This is a genomic window from Streptomyces sp. Tu6071 (genome assembly GCF_000213055.1).
In the GTDB taxonomy this organism is placed as follows: Bacteria; Actinomycetota; Actinomycetes; order Streptomycetales; family Streptomycetaceae; genus Streptomyces; species Streptomyces evansiae.
In genome coordinates this window covers 1,158,780-1,178,589 of the sequence record NZ_CM001165.1, presented here as the reverse complement: position 1 = coordinate 1,178,589, position 19,810 = coordinate 1,158,780, and the positions used below count along the sequence as shown (strand labels likewise).

At 71.1% G+C, this 19,810-nt stretch carries 13 protein-coding genes and 3 pseudogenes; 8 read left to right on the top strand and 8 right to left on the bottom strand.

Features of this window, described 5'->3' with window-relative positions; translation table 11 throughout:
* Window positions 1-172: 172 nt before the first annotated feature.
* The 7 genes and pseudogenes from STTU_RS04895 to STTU_RS04865 form a co-directional block, all read right to left on the bottom strand.
* Window positions 173-703 (bottom strand): hypothetical protein, encoded by a 531-nt coding sequence (locus tag STTU_RS04895; RefSeq protein ID WP_043254184.1) that lies wholly within the window; start codon window positions 701-703, stop codon window positions 173-175.
* 2,070 nt (window positions 704-2,773) lie between these two features.
* A complete protein-coding gene (locus STTU_RS04885; RefSeq protein WP_078518926.1) occupies window positions 2,774-3,136 on the bottom strand; it encodes a hypothetical protein in 363 nt (120 codons plus the stop codon).
* Window positions 3,137-3,155: 19 nt separating this feature from the next.
* Window positions 3,156-3,494 (bottom strand): annotated as a pseudogene (locus tag STTU_RS35230) (RHS repeat-associated core domain-containing protein); the annotation flags it as partial.
* Window positions 3,495-3,594: 100 nt separating this feature from the next.
* A pseudogene (locus tag STTU_RS34845) lies at window positions 3,595-3,666 on the bottom strand (hypothetical protein); the annotation flags it as partial.
* A 133-nt stretch (window positions 3,667-3,799) separates the two neighbouring features.
* Window positions 3,800-4,438: a hypothetical protein gene (locus STTU_RS04880; protein WP_007820388.1), complete on the bottom strand. Its 639-nt coding sequence runs from the start codon at window positions 4,436-4,438 to the stop codon at window positions 3,800-3,802.
* A gap of 620 nt (window positions 4,439-5,058) precedes the next feature.
* Complete coding sequence (locus STTU_RS04870) at window positions 5,059-6,150, bottom strand: adenylate/guanylate cyclase domain-containing protein (RefSeq protein WP_007820385.1); 1,092 nt, start codon at window positions 6,148-6,150, stop codon at window positions 5,059-5,061.
* On the bottom strand, window positions 6,147-6,596 hold the full coding sequence (locus STTU_RS04865; protein WP_043257095.1) for a universal stress protein: 450 nt from the start codon (window positions 6,594-6,596) through the stop codon (window positions 6,147-6,149). The genes STTU_RS04870 and STTU_RS04865 overlap by 4 nt, the downstream gene beginning before the upstream one ends.
* Window positions 6,597-8,076: 1,480 nt before the next feature.
* Between STTU_RS04865 and STTU_RS32740 the strand changes: the two are divergent.
* The 6 genes and pseudogenes from STTU_RS32740 to STTU_RS04835 all read left to right on the top strand — a co-directional run.
* Window positions 8,077-8,641 (top strand): annotated as a pseudogene (locus STTU_RS32740) (DUF2238 domain-containing protein); the annotation flags it as partial.
* 197 nt (window positions 8,642-8,838) lie between these two features.
* Window positions 8,839-9,204, top strand: a complete 366-nt coding sequence (locus tag STTU_RS04855) for a WXG100 family type VII secretion target (protein WP_043254177.1) — start codon at window positions 8,839-8,841, stop codon at window positions 9,202-9,204.
* A gap of 55 nt (window positions 9,205-9,259) precedes the next feature.
* The gene (locus tag STTU_RS04850) at window positions 9,260-9,574 is read left to right on the top strand and encodes a WXG100 family type VII secretion target (protein WP_007820375.1); all 315 of its coding nucleotides are present in this window, start codon (window positions 9,260-9,262) and stop codon (window positions 9,572-9,574) included.
* Window positions 9,575-9,650: 76 nt separating this feature from the next.
* Window positions 9,651-10,997 carry a type VII secretion integral membrane protein EccD gene (eccD, locus tag STTU_RS04845; protein WP_043254175.1) on the top strand — a complete coding sequence of 449 codons (1,347 nt, stop codon included), beginning with the start codon at window positions 9,651-9,653 and terminating at the stop codon, window positions 10,995-10,997.
* Window positions 10,998-11,070: 73 nt separating this feature from the next.
* A complete protein-coding gene (locus tag STTU_RS04840; protein WP_043254173.1) occupies window positions 11,071-13,791 on the top strand; it encodes a right-handed parallel beta-helix repeat-containing protein in 2,721 nt (906 codons plus the stop codon).
* 90 nt (window positions 13,792-13,881) lie between these two features.
* Window positions 13,882-14,214 (top strand): WXG100 family type VII secretion target, encoded by a 333-nt coding sequence (locus tag STTU_RS04835; protein ID WP_043254172.1) that lies wholly within the window; start codon window positions 13,882-13,884, stop codon window positions 14,212-14,214.
* Between the two features lie 73 nt (window positions 14,215-14,287).
* On the opposite strand, the gene STTU_RS32185 is transcribed toward STTU_RS04835, so the two are convergent.
* Entirely contained in the window at window positions 14,288-14,914 is a 627-nt protein-coding gene (locus STTU_RS32185; protein ID WP_007820357.1) for a hypothetical protein, read from the bottom strand.
* Window positions 14,915-15,085: 171 nt separating this feature from the next.
* On the opposite strand from STTU_RS32185, the gene STTU_RS04825 reads away from it, so the two are divergent.
* On the top strand, window positions 15,086-15,538 hold the full coding sequence (locus STTU_RS04825) for a WXG100 family type VII secretion target (protein ID WP_007820356.1): 453 nt from the start codon (window positions 15,086-15,088) through the stop codon (window positions 15,536-15,538).
* 54 nt (window positions 15,539-15,592) lie between these two features.
* Window positions 15,593-19,732 carry a type VII secretion protein EccCa gene (eccCa, locus tag STTU_RS04820; RefSeq protein ID WP_078518925.1) on the top strand — a complete coding sequence of 1,380 codons (4,140 nt, stop codon included), beginning with the start codon at window positions 15,593-15,595 and terminating at the stop codon, window positions 19,730-19,732.
* Window positions 19,733-19,810: the final 78 nt, after the last annotated feature.

The window sequence follows — 19,810 nt, the reverse complement described above, 5'->3', positions numbered from 1 at the left end:
GATTCTCGGGGGCGCCGCTGCCAAGAGCAAGGCGCCCCTCGCCGAGCGGGTGGATTCGTATCCGCTCGGCGGGGGGCGCTTCTTGGCTGTTGTCGGGTGTCCGAGGCGGTCGGGGCCCGACGGGCAGGGTTGAGTCAGGGCGCGGCAGCGCCCGGGACTCGGTATGCCTGGATCAGTACTGTCCGTCGACGGGAATCCAGCTGGACCACGCCTCGGGCTGGTAGAACTTGCCGGTGTCGCCGTCGTAACGCCATACCTGCAGACGTACGTTGCCCTTTTCGCTGTAGTCCTTGTTGCAGGTGGCCCAGGTGTTGACCCCGAGGGTGTCAAGGCATGCTTCGGCGGGTCGGCCGTAGTCCGTGTAGACGCCGACAGCTGCGGACATGCCGTCCTTTTCGGTGTCGCCCGCCCAGATGATGTCGCCGTTGTGCTGGAAGCAACCGTTGGAGCCGTAGGCGGCGGTCTTCCCCAGGCACGTGCTGCCCGGGGAGGAGGCCTTCGCTACGTCACTCATATCAGGCAGGGGGGTGCCAGGTGCCGGTGCCACACCTTCGGTGATCTTCATACCAGGCGGCACGTCCACCTCGACCCATCCCGGCGGAGCGGCATCGTCAGCCTGCGCCGGCCACGCCGCCGCGGACGAGAGAACCAAGGCCGAAGCCCCCGCCAACACAGCAAGCTTGCTACGCCACTTGATGCGCATCTGTAACCGTCCCCCACTCAGACCTCACACCGGAGGTTATTGTGATGATCCAATGAACAAAGCGTGAGGGTACCCGAGCGGCTGGTGCGCCAACAAGGAATGATCACAACGACTTGTGGCGTTGCGTGGGCCGGAAGCGAGAGCCGCTGGCCTGCGGGAAGCGCCGCTCGCGCGCAGTGAGACGTGAAGGCGGGCAGTGCCACATGTGGCACTGCCCGCCTTCACGTCTCAGGCTCGGGACCGCTGTCGGCGGGATCACTCCGGCGCCGGGACTCCCACGGTGGTGTCGGCGTACGGAGTGTCCGAGGCGCACTCCGGCGGGATCGCCGAAGCGGACGTAGCGCACGCGGAGGGATCAATCGTGCTTCCGGTGGCCGCTTCGCCCTGATGGTCGGCAGCCGGTTTCGCCGAGGTTCCCGGCCGGACGGACCGGCCTGCGCTGCCTGACTCATCCGTCGACGAGCAGGCAACCGCTCCCGCGAGCGCGGTCACCACGAATGCGGCAGAGACGGCAATTGCCGGAAACCTCATAGGAAATCCCCCCTTGACCCGGAGCCTTCGAGTCAAACAGATCAGAGCGAGCAGACAGATGGGAAAAAAATTCCACACTTCTCCCGGGAGTAGGCGGAGAGGGAGTGAAGATCTGCCGTGGGGCAGGCGAAAGTTGACGCCCAGGCGGGTCATCGCACAACGGCAGAACCGGGAGCTTTGATCGAGTTGATCGGCACACCGCCGCCGGGGCGCGTTGTCCCCAGGCGGTGCTCACCCCCGCCGGTCCCTCTCGCTCAGCACTCGCGCGCACGTCCACGCGATCGCGCGGGTCCTCGGCGCGGGACCTCCTCGGGGATTTTTACGAGACGTACTGCGCCCGCGCGCGGCTCAAGAACCGCGGCCAGAGCGGCCAGCGTACGGACCGGCGCTCCCGCCGTTTCGCTCTCTGCTCCGATCACCCCACTGCCCGCCGCCGCGGCACCCCGGCGCCCGGCGAACAACCCCGACTACGTCTCCGCGAGCTTCGACACGTTCCCGCAAAGAGGGGCTCAACAGGAGGGTGCGGAGACAGCGACGACACGGGGGCCGGCTCCATGCGAGCCAGAAGCCTCCGCGTGGGCGAAGCGGCGGGGCGGCGCGGGTGCAGCCGAGTCAGGCGGCGGTGAGGGTGGGTCGCTCAGGGTGTCGTCGCGGTCGGGTTGGAGGGACCGCTCCCCGCTCCCTGCTCCGGCAGGCGGGCGGGCTGCTTTCGTCGTGCCGGGGGGCTTACCGTCGCCAGACGTTGACCTTCTCCGTGGGCAGCAGCGGCGCACCGTCCGGGCCCTTCACGTGCGACGGGACCCATCGCTTGCTCGCGCGGGTCTCTTCGCTGTACCGCTCGGATCGGTGCTTCCTCCAGTGCCCGCTCGCCACCCACCGGTGCCGGTAGCGCCGGCCATCGCCCGCGAGCACGGGGCGCGCTGGGAGGGGCTGATCCCCCTCACCGCTCGTGAGCTGGCCGGTGTCGGTTTCTGTTCGTGGGCCACGGATGATGACGCGACCGTGTGCGGGCGCGCCCTGCCCAGCGCGTCCCGCTGACGGCGCAGGCCCGTATGGGGGTCAGAGACCGTGTGCGTCGGTGGTGGCGGGCCGCTCGACCTCGGTGCGGTAGTCGATGCCCGCACGGGGATTCCCCGGGAACGCCGAGGAGGGCGCGGGCCAGGCCCCGGCAGGCCAGGTGCACGAGGTAGGTGTCCGGCTGCTCCCGAAACGCGCCGCGGACGGGGACGCGGGCGGCGAGGGTGCCGTCGATGGCGCGGGTCAGGGCGCCATGGAGGGGCAGTTCCTCGGCGGGCAGAAGAGACAGGGGCCGGCCGATGTGCAGGGCGACGCGCACGGCCGCCTCCTCGAGGCCGGCTCCCTCAGGCAGGCGCAGTCCTTTCACCGCCGAGCGGGCGCTGCGGAAGAGCGCGCGAGTGCCGCCGCTGCTGCCGGTTCTTCATATGTGCGTCTCGTTCCGTACGGCCCGGGGATAGGTGTGACATGCAGCTTTTCGTGCGGTGCGGCAGCGTGACCAGAGGATTGGGCAGGTGAGGGCGCTCACCCCCTGGCCTGCGGTGGCGGGATCCCGGGATCGCGCACCTCGGCCGCGCCCGTCTCGAACCCGGGTCGCGATACGGGAGTGGTGGTGTCGGGGAGGTGTTCGCGGTCCTGGGGGCCGGGCTGTACGGGCACGTGTAGAGTGCCGCCCGCGACCGGCGCGGCGGCCTTGCGGTGCGCGTGGCGGTGTGCGGCCTCGTCCGGGTCGCCGAGCGGCCGGGTCAGCCCCTCCGCCTCCTCCCGCCGCTCTGCCGCTGTAGGGCGGCGGGTGCGCTCGCCCGCCAGGTAGTCCAGATCCTCGGGCCCGGGGACGCCGACACCGGTCCGTCGCCGGTCGACCGGCGGAAGACGGGCAGCAAACAACGAAACGGTACCGATCCTGCGCAGTAGACCGACCAGTCGTGGGGTCGTACCAGCGCTGGTCGAACTTCACGTAGCCCGTTGTCTTGTCGTAGGTGCCGCCGACGAAGCGGTAGGGGTTCTGGGTGCCGGCGGTGCCGGTTTCCTTCGTCGTCTGAACGGTGCCGTAGGGGTTGTAGTCGTAGATCGTGGACTGGACCGTGGACTGGTTGATGATCTGGACCGGGTTCCCGATGCCGTCGACGATGTAGTACGCCTCGTACCCGTTCGTCGTCCGGAGCGAGAGGGGCTGACCGGTGGTGGGATCGTGGTCGATGTACGCCGTCCCCTCCTTCGGCGTGACCTGCTCGATGACGGGCATGCCGTACTGGTCGGGGGCGCCGTAGACGTAGCTCGTCTTCCCGCCCTCGTCTGGTGGCGAGTGCGTCTTGCTGGTCCGAGAGCACGTTGACGCCGAAGCGGCCGGTGGCCAGGACGTGCTCCAGCAGCCGGGAGCCTCGATCCAGAGCGATCGAGATCAAGGGCGGCCGCATGGACAGGGACGCCAAAAAACTGTGCGTGATCGTCACGCACGCACGACGGCCTGAAGTCGCCCTGCCACCCGAGATATCAAACAGCCTTGCTGGGACAAAGAGCTCTTTTGAGCAGGGTGCTGGGCGGTCGCGCTCAGTCCAGGTCCTCGTCGTCCGCGTCTTCTTGCATGCTCTCGTATCCGGTGCGGAAGAGAGCGTAGAAGCTGGGGTGCTTGGTGGTGTCGCCGTACTTGGGTGCGAATTCGTAGGCGGCCCATTCGCCGTCTGGCCCGGCCTCGGTCGGATCCAGCAGCCAGAAGTCCTCGCCCCGGGCGATCTGGAGAGACCGGCGGAACAGTTCGACGTCGTCCTCGTTGCCGGTGATGGAGGCGTAGGTCTCGATTACGCGACTGCCGGCCTCGCTGTCGCGCATCCACCCCAGGCGGCCGCAAGGGTGGACGGCGTCCACGTTGTCCTCAAGGCGCGTCCACCCGTCACTCGCCAGGAAGAACCCGCGCAGGCTGGGCGGGAAGGTCACGCCGAGCCGATCTTCGGCAACGTCGAGAGCTTCCTCCCGGGCGGCGGCCCCGCCGAGCCACAGATCGACGCGCCCGCCTTCTTCCAGTGCCTCGATCTGGTCCTCGTCCAGGAGATCGCCCAGCTCTTCCTCGTCGGCGCGGACTTTCGCATACAGCAAGCTGTACTGCTCCAGAAAGCCACGCCACTCCTGGGGCGTGGTCAGGACAGCAACTTCGTTGTCTTCGGCTTCCGTTGTCTCGCTCATGCCGATCATGGTGCCAGGTGACATGATCGATGCTGAAGGCTGGGTGCAGCACGACGGCCCGCCGATCGTCGTCCACGTCCTTGCTTCTTACGCGCTCCTGGGGCGGTCGGTCGGGTCTGCCGTTCCCGTGTAGACGGCAAGTGCGGTGACGCCGGTCCAGGTCCCTACTTCGTCTTCGGTGGCAACCAGGCCGTCGCTGAGCCAGTTGTCGATGAGGCTGAGGACGGCGCCGACTGCCGCTGCCGCGGCTGCCCGGGCCTGCCTGGTGGGCAAAGAAGTCGTGTCGTCCTGCTGCGGCGTGGAAGTTCGGTGTGCGGGAAGTCGCTCGACGAGGATGGCTGGCTCCTCAACGGCCGTCCTACGGCGTTGGGTGACGGGCCCATCCGCGGCGTGGGCTGCTCCGATGAAGCGGCCTTTGGCGGGTGTGGCCATGTCGAGGCTGAGGAGCTCGCCGACGGAGCGTCCCAGACACGCACGGTGTAGGGGCCTACTGCGTGGTCGCCGGGTTGGTGACGCGGATCCGTCTCCGGCGGTGACCACCCGCCCACCTCTGGAACGGGGGCAGCGGCACGCCTGCCTCGGCGTTCCTTGCGAGCGATGCACAGCCGAGACGGGGACGAGAGTCCCGCTCACCCGCGTGGGGTTCGTCCGGCGTGTTTGAGGAGGGTGGGCCGCAGGCGGCTGTACCCGCGTACGGACACGGGGCGGAGCGCGGTGAGCTCGTAGTGCGCGCAGCCGTGGAGTTCGCTCGCCAGGGCGGTGTCGATCAGGACCGTGCCGGAGCGGGCGAGACTGGTCAGGCGTGCGGCGACGTTGACCACCGCGCCGTATACGTCACCGAACCGGTGAAGCACCTCCCCGTATGCCAGGCCCGTGCGCACGGTGGGCAACTGCCCGGTTCCGGATCCGGCCGCCAGTTCGAGTGCGATGCTCGCGGCGGCGGCGGGCGATTCGCAGACGTAGAGGATCTCGTCACCGATCGTCTTCACGCTTCGCCCGCCGCCGTCGACGACCGCACTTGAGGTGAGTTCCTCGAAGGAGTCGAGTACCCGCATGAAGTCGGTCGAGCTCGGTGCGCGGGTCAGGCGTGTGTAGCCGACCATGTCGGTGAAGCCCACGGCGAGCGTGCGCAGGCCGGCGTCCCCGGGCGGCAGGTGCTCAGCCCTCGACGCGCTGGAGGAAGCCGCGCGGGCGGGCCGCGTCCCCCTTGCCGCGGAGGAGCCGTATCGTGTCTCCGCGCGGGCGCGCTGGGTGCGGGCGGCGAGATGGCGGCGCCACACGTGTCGTTGCAACAATTCCATCTCCGGCAGCAGCGCGAGAGCGTGAGTCGCCAGAGCCCCCTCACCGCCCTCGGGGAGGTCGTCGGGCTCGAGCCAGGCCAGCAGGGTGTCGACCTGCCATTCCGCCAGCCTCGACAAATGATGTCCCAGGGCGCGCGCCATCGCCGTCTCGCTGTGCTCGGTCATCAGACCCGCGGCGATCAGGCGCTCTCCGACCCGCAGGGCCTCGACATCGGCATCCGTGAAGACCCTCGCCTTGTCGTCGGCGGTGGGAAAGCCCAGCGCCTTCCAGATCCGTTCGGTCCGCTCGCCCGGTATGCCGGCCAGCTCGGCGACCTCGCGTCGCGTCCACCGGCGTGCGCCGCCGAGGAGTGCCTCCTCCAGCGAAGGGTGCGCCCCGGGAGCGTCGGCCTGATCGGCGCCGGTCTCCGCGCCACTCACGTCGTGTGCACGATCAGCACGTCCAGGCGGGCCTTACGGGCGATGTCCGCGGGAACCGATCCCAGAATGCGTCCTGCCAGGGAGCGGAGTCCTCGGTTGCCGACGACCAGGAGGTCGGCGGAGTGCTTTCGTGCTGCGCGCGTCAGCACTGCCACCGGCTCCCCCTGCACCGCCGTGGTCCTCACCTGCTCGGCACCCTGTGCACGAGCGCGGTCCGCTGCGATACGCAAGCCGCTCTCGGCGGGTGCCGAGCCGACCACCTGGTATGCCTCTGTCCCCAGTCTGTCCTGCGCCCTCACGAGCTCGGACCCCTCCATCGGATCGTAGGCGCAGACGATGACGAGTCCCGCTCCGCACGTTGCGGCAAGCCGGGCCGCACTCTCCACGGCTGCGAAAGACGATTCGGACCCGTCCGTCCCGACCATGATCATTTCATAGCCGCTCATCTTCAACTCGCCTTCCAGCAAAGGAAATTACTTGAGAGTAGTGTCAAGGGGCCGGTGGAACAAGGGGGTGCATCCGGTGGTCGCCCCATCCGGCTGACGCTCTCGCCCACAGGATCGGCCAGGACTCCGCCCGCGACGCGACATCCGGGGGCCGGGCAGCGGAATTCTGCGACCACCGCTCCTGTACGGAGGCTGCCCGGCCCTCGGAGGCGGGGTCGCGGTTCCGGACGTGGACGGTCACCCGGGCCCCATGGGCGCGGGCTGTCGCGTGCTCATGAGAATGGAGCCGCAGAGTGCGTCTTTTCGCGCCCCCGGATCGGCCGGCGGGGGCACGCCGAGTGCCCGGACCGCGGCGAAGCGGTCGAATTCCACCTCCCCCGCCGCCTCCTGCATGACGGGCGTGACGGTGCCGGTATGCGCGGCGTGATCTCGCGGGCCTGCGGCCTCGCACCTGCAAGGGCGTGCGATGAAACGGGGCCTGCGCCACTGCGAGATCTTGCAGCAGCCGAGTGTCCTCGGGATGGGCCGCGGTCAAGGCCCGGGCGTGGACAACGAGGTAGAGCAGTCCGCCGCCGGGGCGGCCCTGCTCGCGTACGGTGGCGCTGATCGCTGTGGCGTCATTGCGGCGACTCCCTGGAGTCCGTAGGGACAGACTCGGCTGCACGAGTTCGGCCAGTACGGCGACCGCGGCGATCCATGCTGTGCGGGAGTGCTTCTTCTGCCGCGGATGGGCGTGATCGTCCACGCGCCGAGCAGCACGGCGACTCCCACGTTGCCGTCGACCACGTACCGATCGACGAAGGGGAGCTTCACCAGCGAGAGGACGGGCGGCAGGAGACGCGGGAGCACGAGGATCGGTACGGCCGGGGGCGGAAGCCCTACCGGCCCCTGAGCCCTCAGGGTCTCCAAAGCGCGCGCGACGCCGACGCCGGCCACGATCAGGAGGTGGTGAGGCCGCCCCGGTCCCTCGATCCGGGACACCCGCGCCGACTGGCCCGCACCCATGACGGCCAGCGGTGCAATGCCCACAGCGGCCACACCCCGTGCGCGCAGCACCGGTCGCGTGACACGGGAGACAGCCAGCGTGACGCCATGGCCGACGAGAGCGAGAACCGCGAACTCGTGCAGTGAACAGGCCAGAAGCATCAGGCGGCACTCCACCGCCACCGGGCGCGACACGGGACGTCGACCACAAGTACGTAAGAGGCCCAGGTTGCCTGGGCGCAGACCATGGCGTGCGAGCGGCCTTGCCGCGGTATCTCTGCACTTGGGGTAGGAGGGGGAACACGAGCCCGAGCCCCGCAAGGAGTCCGGCGCGCGGGCCCGTCAGACAAGCCCCAGCAGCGCGCTCCGCTCGCAGCCGCGGACGTGGCCGGCACGGAGGGGCGGTCGCAACGACAGCAGCCCCGCGCGGAAGACATCGAAGGCGAGCGCGCCGCCTCGGCGCCGTCTGCGGGCCGTCCTCGCCGTCGTGGTGACTATGGCGCTCGTCGCGTCGCGGCTCGGCGCTGCCGATCCGACGACCTGGGTGCTGGAGACGGTGCGGGTGATGGCAGGCCTGCCCCCAGGCGATCCTGCTGCGCTGCCGTCTTACGCTGAGTGACCTGTTGTGCGGGCTGCTGGCGGCGCACGCGCCGAGCCTCGTGGTGGGCGGTCACTACGCCTACGCGGAGGTGCCGGCAGGGGACTGGGTGCGTGACCGGCTCGGATGGGAGCGCAACCTGTACGACCGTCTCGGCCACCTCGTTCAGGGCTTCGTCCCAGCCGTCCTGGTACGCGAACCCCTGGTCCGTACCCCCCCGTCGCGCGGCGGCCGCTGGCTTGCGCCGCTCACCGTCTGTGCCCGCCTGGCCTTCAGCGCCGTCTTCGAAGTGCTGGAACGGCTCGCGGCGGTCACCGGAGGCGAGGCCGCGGACGCGTTCCTGGGCACACAGGGGACGCCTGGGACACCCAGTGGGACATGCTCTGCGCCCGTGACCAGGGCCACTTGCGCCCTGCTGCTCCTGAGCCGCGTCCGCCGTGGCGTGCAACTCCAGCTCACTCGTACTTCCGACGGCAGCCGCCGCCTGTGGACCGGCCTCGACTGCGAGGTCCGGCACGCAGGCCGCCCCGCCTCCTCCGGGCCCGCGGTCAGGGTGCTCACGAGATGTTCAAGTACTGCTCAATCGGGCTCACAGGAGGGCAGTCGTAAACCCTGAAATGTTTGAATACTCGCGGTAGCAGGCGAGAAGGGCGGAAATCCATGGCTGAGCAGCCCCCTGTGAGCGTCGGCGGCGTCACGTACCGCGTCACGCCGGAGTACCTGGCCAACGCGTCCAGCAACACGGCCAGTACCGCGACCGAGATCGCGACCCAGCTCGGCGAGCTGAAGACGTACGTGCAGAGCCTGGAGGCGAGCTGGCAGGGCATCGCCCACACCCAGTTCCAGACGCTCATGGCCGAGTACGACATCTACGCACGAATGCTGCACGACGCCCTCGAGGGCATTTCCAAGGGCCTTCAGGGCAACTACGTGAACTACAAGGAATCCGAGCAGCAGAACATCAACAACCTCGTCGCACTCGGCCAGGACGTGCCGAAGGCGCCGGCGGGGACCAACTTCAACTGATCCGCCGCCCCGGGCGGTGTCCCGGGGCCGACGGCCGGACAACCAAGGAGAGACCATGCCCAATGTCGACGGTACGCCGATCTACGTAGGCGAGGGCCTCGCCGCCGCGGGCGGTACGCTCAACGCGCGGGCGGGGGAGATCTCCGGCGAGCTCCAGGCGCTGAAGTCGCAGCTCGCCCCGCTGGCCGACGCCTGGCGCGAGAGCCAGGCGGCGTCGTACTACCAAGACCTGCAGAACGAGTGGGACATGGCCGCCGAAGGGCTCTTCGGGCCCGACGGAGTGCTCGGCCGCATCGCCCAGGCGATGCACGTCAACTGGAACAACTACAGCGACGCCGAGTGGTCGAACATGTCGACCTGGCGGCACTGAGCTCTCAACTCGCGGGGACGGCGGCCCCGTCCGCCTCCCGACTGGTTCCGCACGCCCATATCGAAGGAACATTTTCGTGCCCGATGAACGTTGCCGGGTCACTGTCGTCGGCGAGCGCAGACGCGTCGACCTCGCGCTTCCCGCGCAGGCACCCATCGCCGAGTACACACCTCGGCTCGCGACCCTGTGCGGCCAGACGGAGCCCGAGGACCTGGCTCCGGTCTGGTCGCTCGCCGAGTCCGGGGGCATGCCCCTCGCTCCCGGCTCCTCCCTTGCGGCAGCGGGCGTACTCGATGGTGCCGTGCTCTATCTGCGGGACCAACGTGCCGCGGAGCGCGATGAGTTGCAGGTCACCGACCTCGACGAGCAGGTGGCGAGTGCCCGCAGTGACGGCGCGTTGTGGAACGCGCGACGGCGGGCCCAGAGCGTCGTGCTCGCCGGGCTCCTCGTCACCCTCGGCTCGGCGTCCTGGCTCGGCGCGCACCGGCCGGTCGCCGCCTCCTGGGTGCTCGTCGCGCTCACCTCCCTCGGCTGCGCCCTCCTGGCCCGCTACGCCACGCGCAAGAACTGGCCCGTACCGCCCGTGGTGCGCCGCATCCTCGCCCTCGCGGCCTGCCCGCTCATGGCGATGGCGGGACTCGGTGGACCGGTGCAAGGACCGCACGCCACGCCGGTGGCGGTCGCGGTGGCGGCCGTGGTCGGGGCCCTGGCCGGGCTCCTCGCCCTGCCGACGGCGAGCACCGTGCTCCTGCAGATCTTCGCCGTGATCGTGGCGCTGTTCGTCGTCCCGCTGGCGCTGTCGCACGCGAGTGCCGTCGGCTCGGCCGCCGTGGTGGCCACGGTCCTGTTCCTCCTCGCCGGGCTGCTGCCCCGGCTCACCAGCCTGATCGCGGTGCTCGTCCCGATGAGAGCGGACACCGGAGCCGAGATCATCGACCCGGACGACGTGGCGGCCGTCGTACGGCGCGGCAACTGGCTCCTCACCACACTCAGCGCCGTGGCCTCCGCCGGGCTCGCCTCCTCCTTGCTCGTCCTCGCCTTCACCGATGACCTGTACGCGCTCGTGCTCGCCGCGTGCGTCGGCGTGGGCCTGCTCCTGCAGGCCGGGAGCGTGCGGGTGCTCAGCGCTGTGGGCCCACAGCTCGCTGCGGCCGTCCTCGGTCTGCTCGCCCTCGCCGTCCGCGTTCCCGAGTACGTGCTCGACTCCCCGTCGGCCGGGCCGCTCGGCGCCTTCGTCGCGGGGATCGTCGTGCTCGCCTGCGGGCTGTTCCTCGCTTTCGGCGCGGCTCTGCGCCCCGCCGAGCAGGAGCGACCGAGCTGGCCAAGTGGCCTCGCCACAGTCCTGGCGGTCGTCTCGGTCCCTCTCGCGGCCGGTGTCTTCGGCCTCTTCGACACACTCGCCAACCTCGGGAGCAGTCTGTGAGGCCCGCCCCCCGTGCGTCGGCAGTGCGTGAGCCACGGGCTCGGCGGACCGGGGCCCGGCGGGCGGAGGCGTGATGAGGGCTGCGGCCGAACGCGTCGCCCCGGGGAGCTGGGGCGGCCACCGGACGATCGGTGCGGCGGTACGCGCGGCGAAGCCCGGCGCCGTGGTCACCGTCCAGGCCGGCACGTACACCGAGAGCCTGGTCCTGGACCGGGACGTCAGCCTCGTGGCGAAGGGCACCGTGCGGCTCGTCGCCGCCCGCGGTCCCGCCCTCACGGTGCACTCCGGGCGGGCGGAGATACGCGGCTTCGCCATCGAGTCCGACGCTCCCCGTGAGCCGGCCGTTCTCCTGCGCGGCGGCGAACCCGCATTGCGCGGCTGCGAGATCAGCGGCGGGCGCGTCGAAGTCGCCGGTACGGCCCGAGCGGTGCTCGTCGACTGCTCTGTCAGGCGCTCGGGCGCCGCCTCGCTGCGCCTGACGGGCACCGCCCGGGCCGCGTTGGAGAACGTCACCCTGGCCGGTGGCACCGGCGAGGGCTTGCGCGTCGAGGACGAGACGCGCGTCGAGGTGGTCGACTCGCTGATCGACGGCGTCACCGGCCACGGCGTTCTCGTCACCGGCGCGGCACACCTGCGACTGAACCGCTGCGAAGTGCGCGCGAGCGGGGAATCCGCCGTCCTCGTCGTCGGCCATGCCACGGCGAGCCTCGACGAGTGCCGTCTCCACCAGACGGGAGGCCAGGGGCTGTGGGCCCGGGGCGCCGCCGGACGGCAGGCCGAGGCGCACCCCGAGCCGGCGCGTGTCGATGGCGCCGCCGGGCACGGGGTACGCCTGCGCGGCTGCGAGATCTTTCGCACCCGGGGCGCCGGAGTGCTCGCCGAGGACGGCAGCGCCGTACGGCTCGACGACTGCCACGTCCACCACACCGACGGCGCCGCCGTCCTCCTCTCCGGCGAGGCGCGCGGCGAACTCCACTCCCTGCGTGCGGTGGACTGCGCCGACAGCGCCCTCGTGGTACGCGACGGCGCCCACGTCTCCGCCCATGAGTCCACCTTCGCCCGCACCGGGGCCAACGGGCTCTACGCCGTCGGTGAGTCCGGCCTCGCGCTCACCGGCTGCACCGTGCGCGACACCGCCTACACCGCCGTCCACCTGGGCGGTGCCGCCCGGCTGGAGGCGCGCGACTGCGTCGTCAGCGGATCGCCCGAGTACGGGCTCCGCGTCACCGCACGGGCCGAACTCCTCGCCACCGGCTGCGAGGTGAGCGGTGCCGAACTGGCCGCCGTCGTCGTCGAGGACGGTGACGCGGCGCTGCGCGAGTGCCGCTTTACCGGTGGCCGCGACGGCGTCCTGCTGCGCACCAGCCACCGTCCGCTCCTCGCTCGCTGCACGGTCTCCGGCACCACCGACGGCGGCGTCCGGGTCGGTTCCCGCACCGGGGCCCGCTTGGAGGAGCTGACGGTCTCCGGCAGCGGCGGGGCCGGAGTGGTCGCGGAGGAGGAGAGCACCGTCGTCATCCAGGGCGGCACCGTGACCGCGCCCGGGGGCAGCGGGCTCGTCGTACGCGCCGGGGCCCGGCCCCAGGTGCGCGGCCTCGTCGTCGACGGCGCCGCGAAGAACGCCTTGTTCGTCGACGAGGGCGGCACGGGCACCTACGAGGACTGCCGCTTCAACCGCAGCAGCTTCCCCGCGGTCTACGCCGCCGCAGGCAGCGACATCGTGCTGCGCCGCTGCACGGTCGCGGCCACGGGGAGTGACCTGCTGCGCGCGGAGGGCGCCACCGTGCGCGCCGAGGACTGCGAGGTCGAAGACGTCGCCGAAGCGCTCTTGCCCGGACTCGGCGGCGAGGACGGCAGGCCCCCCGTCCTCGCCGCCACTCCCGCCCTCCGCACACCGGGCGTGACGGAGGAGGAGCCGGGTGCCGGAGAGGCCGAAGAGGGGACCGGTGACGACGCCGCCCGGCTCGCGGAACTGCACGCCGAACTCGACCGCCTGGTCGGTCTCGACGGCGTCAAGCGCGAAGTGCTGACCCTGACCCGGCTCATGCAGATGGTCAAGGTGCGTCAGGACGCCGGGCTCGCCCCGCCGCCGCTCAGCCGCCACCTCGTCTTCGCCGGCAACGCCGGCACGGGCAAGACCACCGTGGCCCGCCTGTACGGCGGCTTTCTCGCCGCCCTGGGCCTGCTCAGCCGGGGGCATCTCGTCGAGACCGACCGCTCGGACCTGGTCGGCGAGTACGTGGGGCACACCGCGCCCCGCACTACCGCCGTCTTCAAACGCGCCCTGGGCGGCGTGCTCTTCATCGACGAGGCGTACTCCCTCGTCCCGCAAGGGCAGGTGACGGACTTCGGTGCCGAGGCCGTCTCGACGCTCGTGAAGCTCATGGAGGACCACCGCGACGAGATCGTCGTCATCGTCGCCGGTTACCCCAGCGAGATGGACCGCCTGCTGGGCTCCAACGCGGGCCTCGCCTCTCGCTTCACCCGCACCCTCTCCTTCGAGGACTACTCCTCCGCGGAACTGGTGCGCATCGTCGAGTACCAGGCCACGCGTCACGAGTACACGTGCGCGCCACAGACCCTGGAGGCGCTGCACAACTACTTCGAGACGCTGCCGCGCGGCGAGCGCTTCGGGAACGGGCGCAGCGCTCGGCAGGTGTTCCAGCGCATGACGGAGCGGCACGCTCAGCGCGTCGCGGAACTCGACCTCGGCCCGGCCGGGCTGGCCGCCGCCGAACCAGGGCTCCTCACGGTGCTCCTGCCGGACGATCTGCCGCCCGAGGGCACGCTGTGACCGGCGCGCTCCTTCACCCCGCGCGCGTCCCGTACGCCGCGCAGCGACCGCAGACCCCGGGCGACCGGGGGAGAGGAAGGTGTGCCAGGCATGGCTGAGGAGATCACCTTCGAGGAGTTCAAGGCCGACCTGGCGGAACTGCGGGACACGCTCGGATACGTCCGGACATCGTCCCAGCACGTCAACGAGCTCATGGACGACATCGACACGGCCATGAAGAGCGTCGGCGACGACTGGCACAGCCCGGCCTTCGGCACCTTCGACGAGATCACGAACTGGTTCCACAGGTGCCAGGAGGACCTCAGGAAGGTCCTCGCGGACATCATCACCAAGATGCAGACGAGCTATGACAACTACCACGCTGCCGAGGAGAAGAACGAGCGCAACCTCCACGGGGAGGGCGGCGGGGGCGCGGATGGCTGAGCGTCGCCGCGGCGCACGCCCTCAGAAGCCCCTCGGCCGACCCGTCCGGTACGGGGCGGCCGAAGGGCGGGCCTCAGGCGTTGCCGGGCGGGGCCGGGAAGCGCGACTCGCGGTCGGCGTGTCCGTAGACCTGCCCCGAGTGGTTGACCAAGGCGATGTACTCGCCGAACTTCTCCAGGGACGAGCCGACCTGGAGCAGCGCGCGCTCCATCGCCGGGTTCATCTCGGCGGCGAACTCGCGTGCCGCGGGGGCGAAGGGGTTGTCGGAGTCCTCGGCCGGGGGCTTGTAGCCACTGGCCAGGCTCGTGTGGCCCTCACCACTCTCGGCTTTGTCCTTGGCGGTCTGCCCGAAGACGGTGTCCTTGGCGGAGGCGACGAGCGCGCGTACCTCCTCGTACTTGGCGACCATCGCGCGCGCCTCCACGAGCATGGACGCCTCGGCGGTGCGCAGGGAGGCGAGATCGACGTCGATGTCGCCGGAGGGCGGGCCGGGGTCCTTCTTGTCCGCCTCGTCGCCGCCGCCGCCGATGTCCTGCGGTTCGTCGTTGAAGGAGGGAGCGGTCGTCCAGGCGACCTTGTCCTCCGGGACGAGTCCGCTGAGGTCCTTGCCGTTGTCGGCGCTCTTCTCCGAACCGTCGTCCGATTCGTCGGGCTCCGGCAGGGGGGTCTTGTCGTACGCGGACTCTATTCCGCCGCTCATGCACGCTCCCTTGTCCGCCCGGCACCATCCTGGGGCTGTGGCGACCGGGGATCTGTTCTGAACAACTCTGCCAGCTCTACCACTTATACAGGTATTTGCCAGCGCGGAAGTGATGTCGAGTACGGGAGCAACTCCCGCGCCCGGCAACGCATTTCGCCGGAAAGGTGCGTCATGGCAGCCAACGGCGAGGCCGACTACGACTCCTCCTCCCTCAAGATCTCCCCGCAGGGGATGGCGTCGTCGGCGAAGAAGCTGACCGAACTGAGCAAGGAGGTTTCGGAGACCACCAAGGCCATCGGCGACCGCATCTTCGGGCTGCGGCTGCGCTGGGAGGGGAAGGCCGCCTCCGACGCTCAGGCCGTTGTGGACGAGTGGAACCGCGTGATGCGTGAACTGTTCGGCCTCAAGGACGACGACACCCCCGCCGTGCTGCCCGTGCTCGCCGGCGGCGTCTCGGACGCCGAGCACAACTACAGCCTGGCCGAGAACGGCATCAAGGACGGCTTCAGCAAGTTCCACGACGCGCTCACCGGCGGCGGGTCCGGCGAGGACCCCAAGGACACGCCGCCCGCCGAGGAGACCGACACCAACAAGACGGCCATCACGATGACCTTCCCCGACTGAGCTCCCCCGCCCCGCGCCCCGCCCCGTCCGACGACAGCCCACTAGGCAGCCACCGTGAGTCGAATACCTTTCCACCGTCCAGTGCGGATCACGCCGCCTCCCGCCCCGCGGGGCGGCACGACGCTCGCCGCCCCACCGCAGCGCCCCCAGCCCCAGGGCGCGGCGAGCTGGCTCATGCTCCTGCTCCCCCTGCTGTCCAGCGTCAGCATGGCGGCGTACATGGTCGCCTACGGGCGGGCCTGGATGATTCTGCTCGGTATGGCCTTCGTGGTGGTCTCGGTGGGCATCACCATCGGGGTGCGGATGCAGCTGCGTGGCAGCCGCCGCCGCAACCAGTTCCGCCAGCGCGACCGGTACATGGAATACCTCGCGGGAATGCGCAAGGAAGCCCTGCGCACCCGTGCGGAACAGCGTGCCGCGGACGCCTGGCGCCATCCGCATCCCGACCGGCTCTGGGCGCTGGCCACCCGCCGCCGCAGGGTATGGGAACGCCGCCCCGGGGACGACGACTTCCTGCGCCTGCGCGTCGGCACCGGTAGCGTGGCGCCCCTCGCCCCGCTGCGCCTGCACGAGCAGAGCGACCCGACCGTGGAGTTCGACAGCACCTGCCGCCATGCCGCCGCCGAACTCGTCGAACAGCACTCCGCCATCGAGGACCAGGCGGCCTGGCTCGACCTCGGCGCATCCGGCGTTCTCAGCGTCCTCGGCCCGCGGGCCAAAGGCCGCGAACTCGCCCAGGCGCTGCTGCTCCAGCTCTCCACCCTGCACGCGCCGGACGACGTCCGGGTCGCCGTCGTCACCGGGGGGCACTCCGCCTGGGACTGGGCCAAGTGGCTGCCGCACGCCCAGCCCGCGGAACAGGAAGGCGCGCCCCGCGAGCAGGAACTCGTACCGATGCTCGCCGACGACCTCACGGGCCTCCACGACCACCTGCGCGCCCTCCTCGACCAAGCGCTCCTCGCGCGCGCCGAGCGGGGCAACCGCCTGCTCACCCAGCGCGGCACCGGCGCCCGGCGGCACCTCGTCGTCTTCATCGACGACTACGACCCCGAAGCCGCCTGGGCCCGCTCGGCACTCCTGAACGACCTGCTCACCGAGGCCGGCCCCGAGATCGGCCTGCATCTCGTGTGCCTCGTGGACGAAGAGCGGTCGGAGCCGGGCCGCGTCGACGTGCGCGCGCGCCTCGACGCGCGCGGCGAGCTCGTCCTGGAGAGCCGAGACTCCGCCCTGCACGCGAGCGTGGCGAACGCCACCGTCGACACCGCGGCCCCCGGCGTCCTGGAGGCCGCGGCCCGCGCCCTGGCCCCGCTGCTGCTCTCCGGCGAGCGCGAACAGGTCCTGTCCGAGCACGTCTCGCTCTCCGGGATGCTCGGTATCGCCGACATCGCCTCCTTCGACCCGCGCGACCGCCGCCGGGCCCCCGACGGCCGGGACCTGCTCAGCGTCCCCCTCGGCGTTACGGGCAGCGGCCAGCCCCTCGTCCTCGACCTCAAGGAAGCCGCCCAGGGCGGCATCGGTCCGCACGGCCTCGTCGTCGGCGCCACCGGCTCCGGCAAGAGCGAGCTGTTGCGCACCCTCGTCACCGGGTTGGCGCTCACCCACTCGCCCGAACACCTCGCCTTCGTCCTCGTCGACTTCAAGGGGGGCGCGACCTTCGCCGGCGTCACGGAACTGCCGCACGTCTCCGGCCTCATCACCAACCTCGCCGACGACCTCGCCCTCGTCGACCGCATGCGCCAGGCGCTCCAAGGCGAACAGCAGCGCCGTCAGCGGATGCTGCGCGAAGCCGGCAACGCCGACTCGGTGCGCGAGTACCAGCTGCGCCGCGAGGCCGGCGCCACCGACGCCGAGGGCCGTCCGCTCGAACCGCTGCCGCACCTGCTCGTCGTCGTCGACGAGTTCGGTGAACTCCTCTCCCAACGACCCGACTTCATCGACCTCTTCGTGCAGATCGGCCGCGTGGGCCGCTCCCTCGGCATCCATCTGCTGCTCGCCACGCAGCGCTTGGAGGAAGGGCGCCTGCGGGGCCTCGAATCGCACCTTTCCTACCGGATCGGTCTGCGCACCTTCAGCGCCGCCGAGTCCCGCGCCGTCCTCGGCACGGCGGATGCCTACAGCCTCCCCGCCATCCCCGGTTCCGCCTACCTGAAGGTCGACGAGACGGTGTACGAGCGCTTCCGCGTCGCCCACGTCTCCGCCCCCTATCACGGCCACGATCCGGAGGCGCCCGCTGCGGCGCTCGACCCGGTGCCGTTCGCCGTCCACGGCGAACTCCCCCCGCCTGTACCGCAGGAGGAGAAACCGGACTGGGCGTGGACCGGCAAGAACACCACCACCGAGCTGGCGCTCGCCGTCGAGCGGCTGCTCGGCGGGGACACCCCCGGCCACCAGGTGTGGCTGCCGCCGCTGCCCGCGCGGATCAGCCTCCTTCCTCTGCTCGGCGAACCCGCGGAAGACCCCGAGCGGGGCCTCGTCGCACCGCTCTGGCCGCTGCCGGGCACCCTCAAATTCCCCGCCGGCGTCATCGACCTGCCGTCCCGCCAGGAACAGCGCCCCATCGGCATCGATCTCACCGGACGTCAGGGACACATCGCCCTCGTCGGGGCGCCGCAGAGCGGGAAGTCCACCTTCCTGCGCACCGCGATGCTCAGCGCGATGCTCACCCACACGCCCGACGAAGTGGAGTTCTACGTCATCGACATGGGAGGCGGCACGCTCCACGGGCTCGCCGACGCCCCGCACGTCGCGGGCATCGCCGGCCGTCGCGACCAGGATCGCGTACGCCGCGTCCTCGCCGAGACCAGCCGCCTCATCAACGCGCGGGAGGCGATGTTCCGCGAGCTGCGCATCCAGTCCGCCGCCGAACTGCGCACCCGACGCCTGGCCGGGGAGCTGCCCGAAGGCGTGCGCGGCGCCGACGTCGTCCTGGTCGTCGACAACTGGCCGGCCCTGCAGACCGCCGAGGACGACGCGGCCGCCGCGCTGACCGACATCGCCGCACGCGGGCTCGGTGTCGGCGTCCACCTGTGGCTCACCGCCAACCGCTGGGCGGAGATACGTCCCGCTCTGCGCGACAGCATCCCCGGCCGCCTCGAACTGCGACTGAACGATCCCAGCGAGTCCGAGATCAACCGCGCCGCCGCCCGAGGAATCGGACAGGGCCTGCCCGGACGCGGCATCCTGCCGCCGGGCCTCACCCACCACGTGGCACTTCCCCGCCTCGATGGCGTGGACACGACCGAGGGACTCGCCGAGGCCGAGCGGACCCTTGTCGCCAGGATCGCCGCCGCGTGGAAGCGACCGGCGGCTCCCGCCCTGCGGGTCCTCCCCCGCCGCGTCACCGTGCGCGAGCTCGCCGGCGCGGCCACGTCCGGCCCCGCCAACCGCTGGGAGGGGCACGGCCCGGGTCTCGGCGGGCGCGAGGTGCCCATCGGCCTGCGCGAGTCGGACCTCGCCCCGGTCGGCCTCGACCTGACTTCCGGCGCGCCGCACTTCGTCGTCTTCGGGGACTCGGGTTCCGGCAAGACCGCCTTCCTGCGCGCCTGGATGCGCGGCCTCGCGGACCGCTGCTCCGCGAAGGAGGCGCGGCTCATGGTCGTCGACTACCGGCACAGCCTGCTCGACATCGTGCCGCCCGAGTACATCGGCGCACGCGGAAGCAACGCCGAGCTGGTCGCCGGTCAGGCCCAGGCCCTCGCCGAGACACTGCGCACCAGGATGCCCCCGCCGGACATCACAGCCGCCGAACTCGCCGCCCGCAGCTGGTGGCAGGGGCCCGAGCTGTACCTCGTGGCGGACGACTACGACCTCGCCTCCGGAGGCATGGGGCAGGGCCCGCTCGCTCCGCTCGCTCCCTTCCTCGCGCAGGCCGAGGAGATCGGGTTCCACGTCGTCCTCGCCCGCCGGGTCGCCGGCGCCGGGCGCGCCCTGCTCTCCGACACCCTGCTGAGCAAGCTCAAGCAGGACGGCACGAGCGGCCTCCTGCTGTCGGGCGACCACCGCGAGGGCGTCCTCCTGGCCGACCAGCGCGCGCGCCGCGCAGATCCGGGCCGCGGCCTGCTCATCCGCCGCGAGCACGAACCGACCGTCGTGCAGATCGCGATGGACGAGCGCGACGAGGCGCGGACGTCCGGTGCCGCCGCGCGTCACGACGACGGCCCGCCGCCGCACGAGGCAGTCGTCGCCCGCTCCTGACCCCCTGGCGCGGGGCTCACCGGCCCCGCGCTCCTCCCCCCGCCCGCACATCAGCAGTACGCCCGAGGAGGGCGCTCC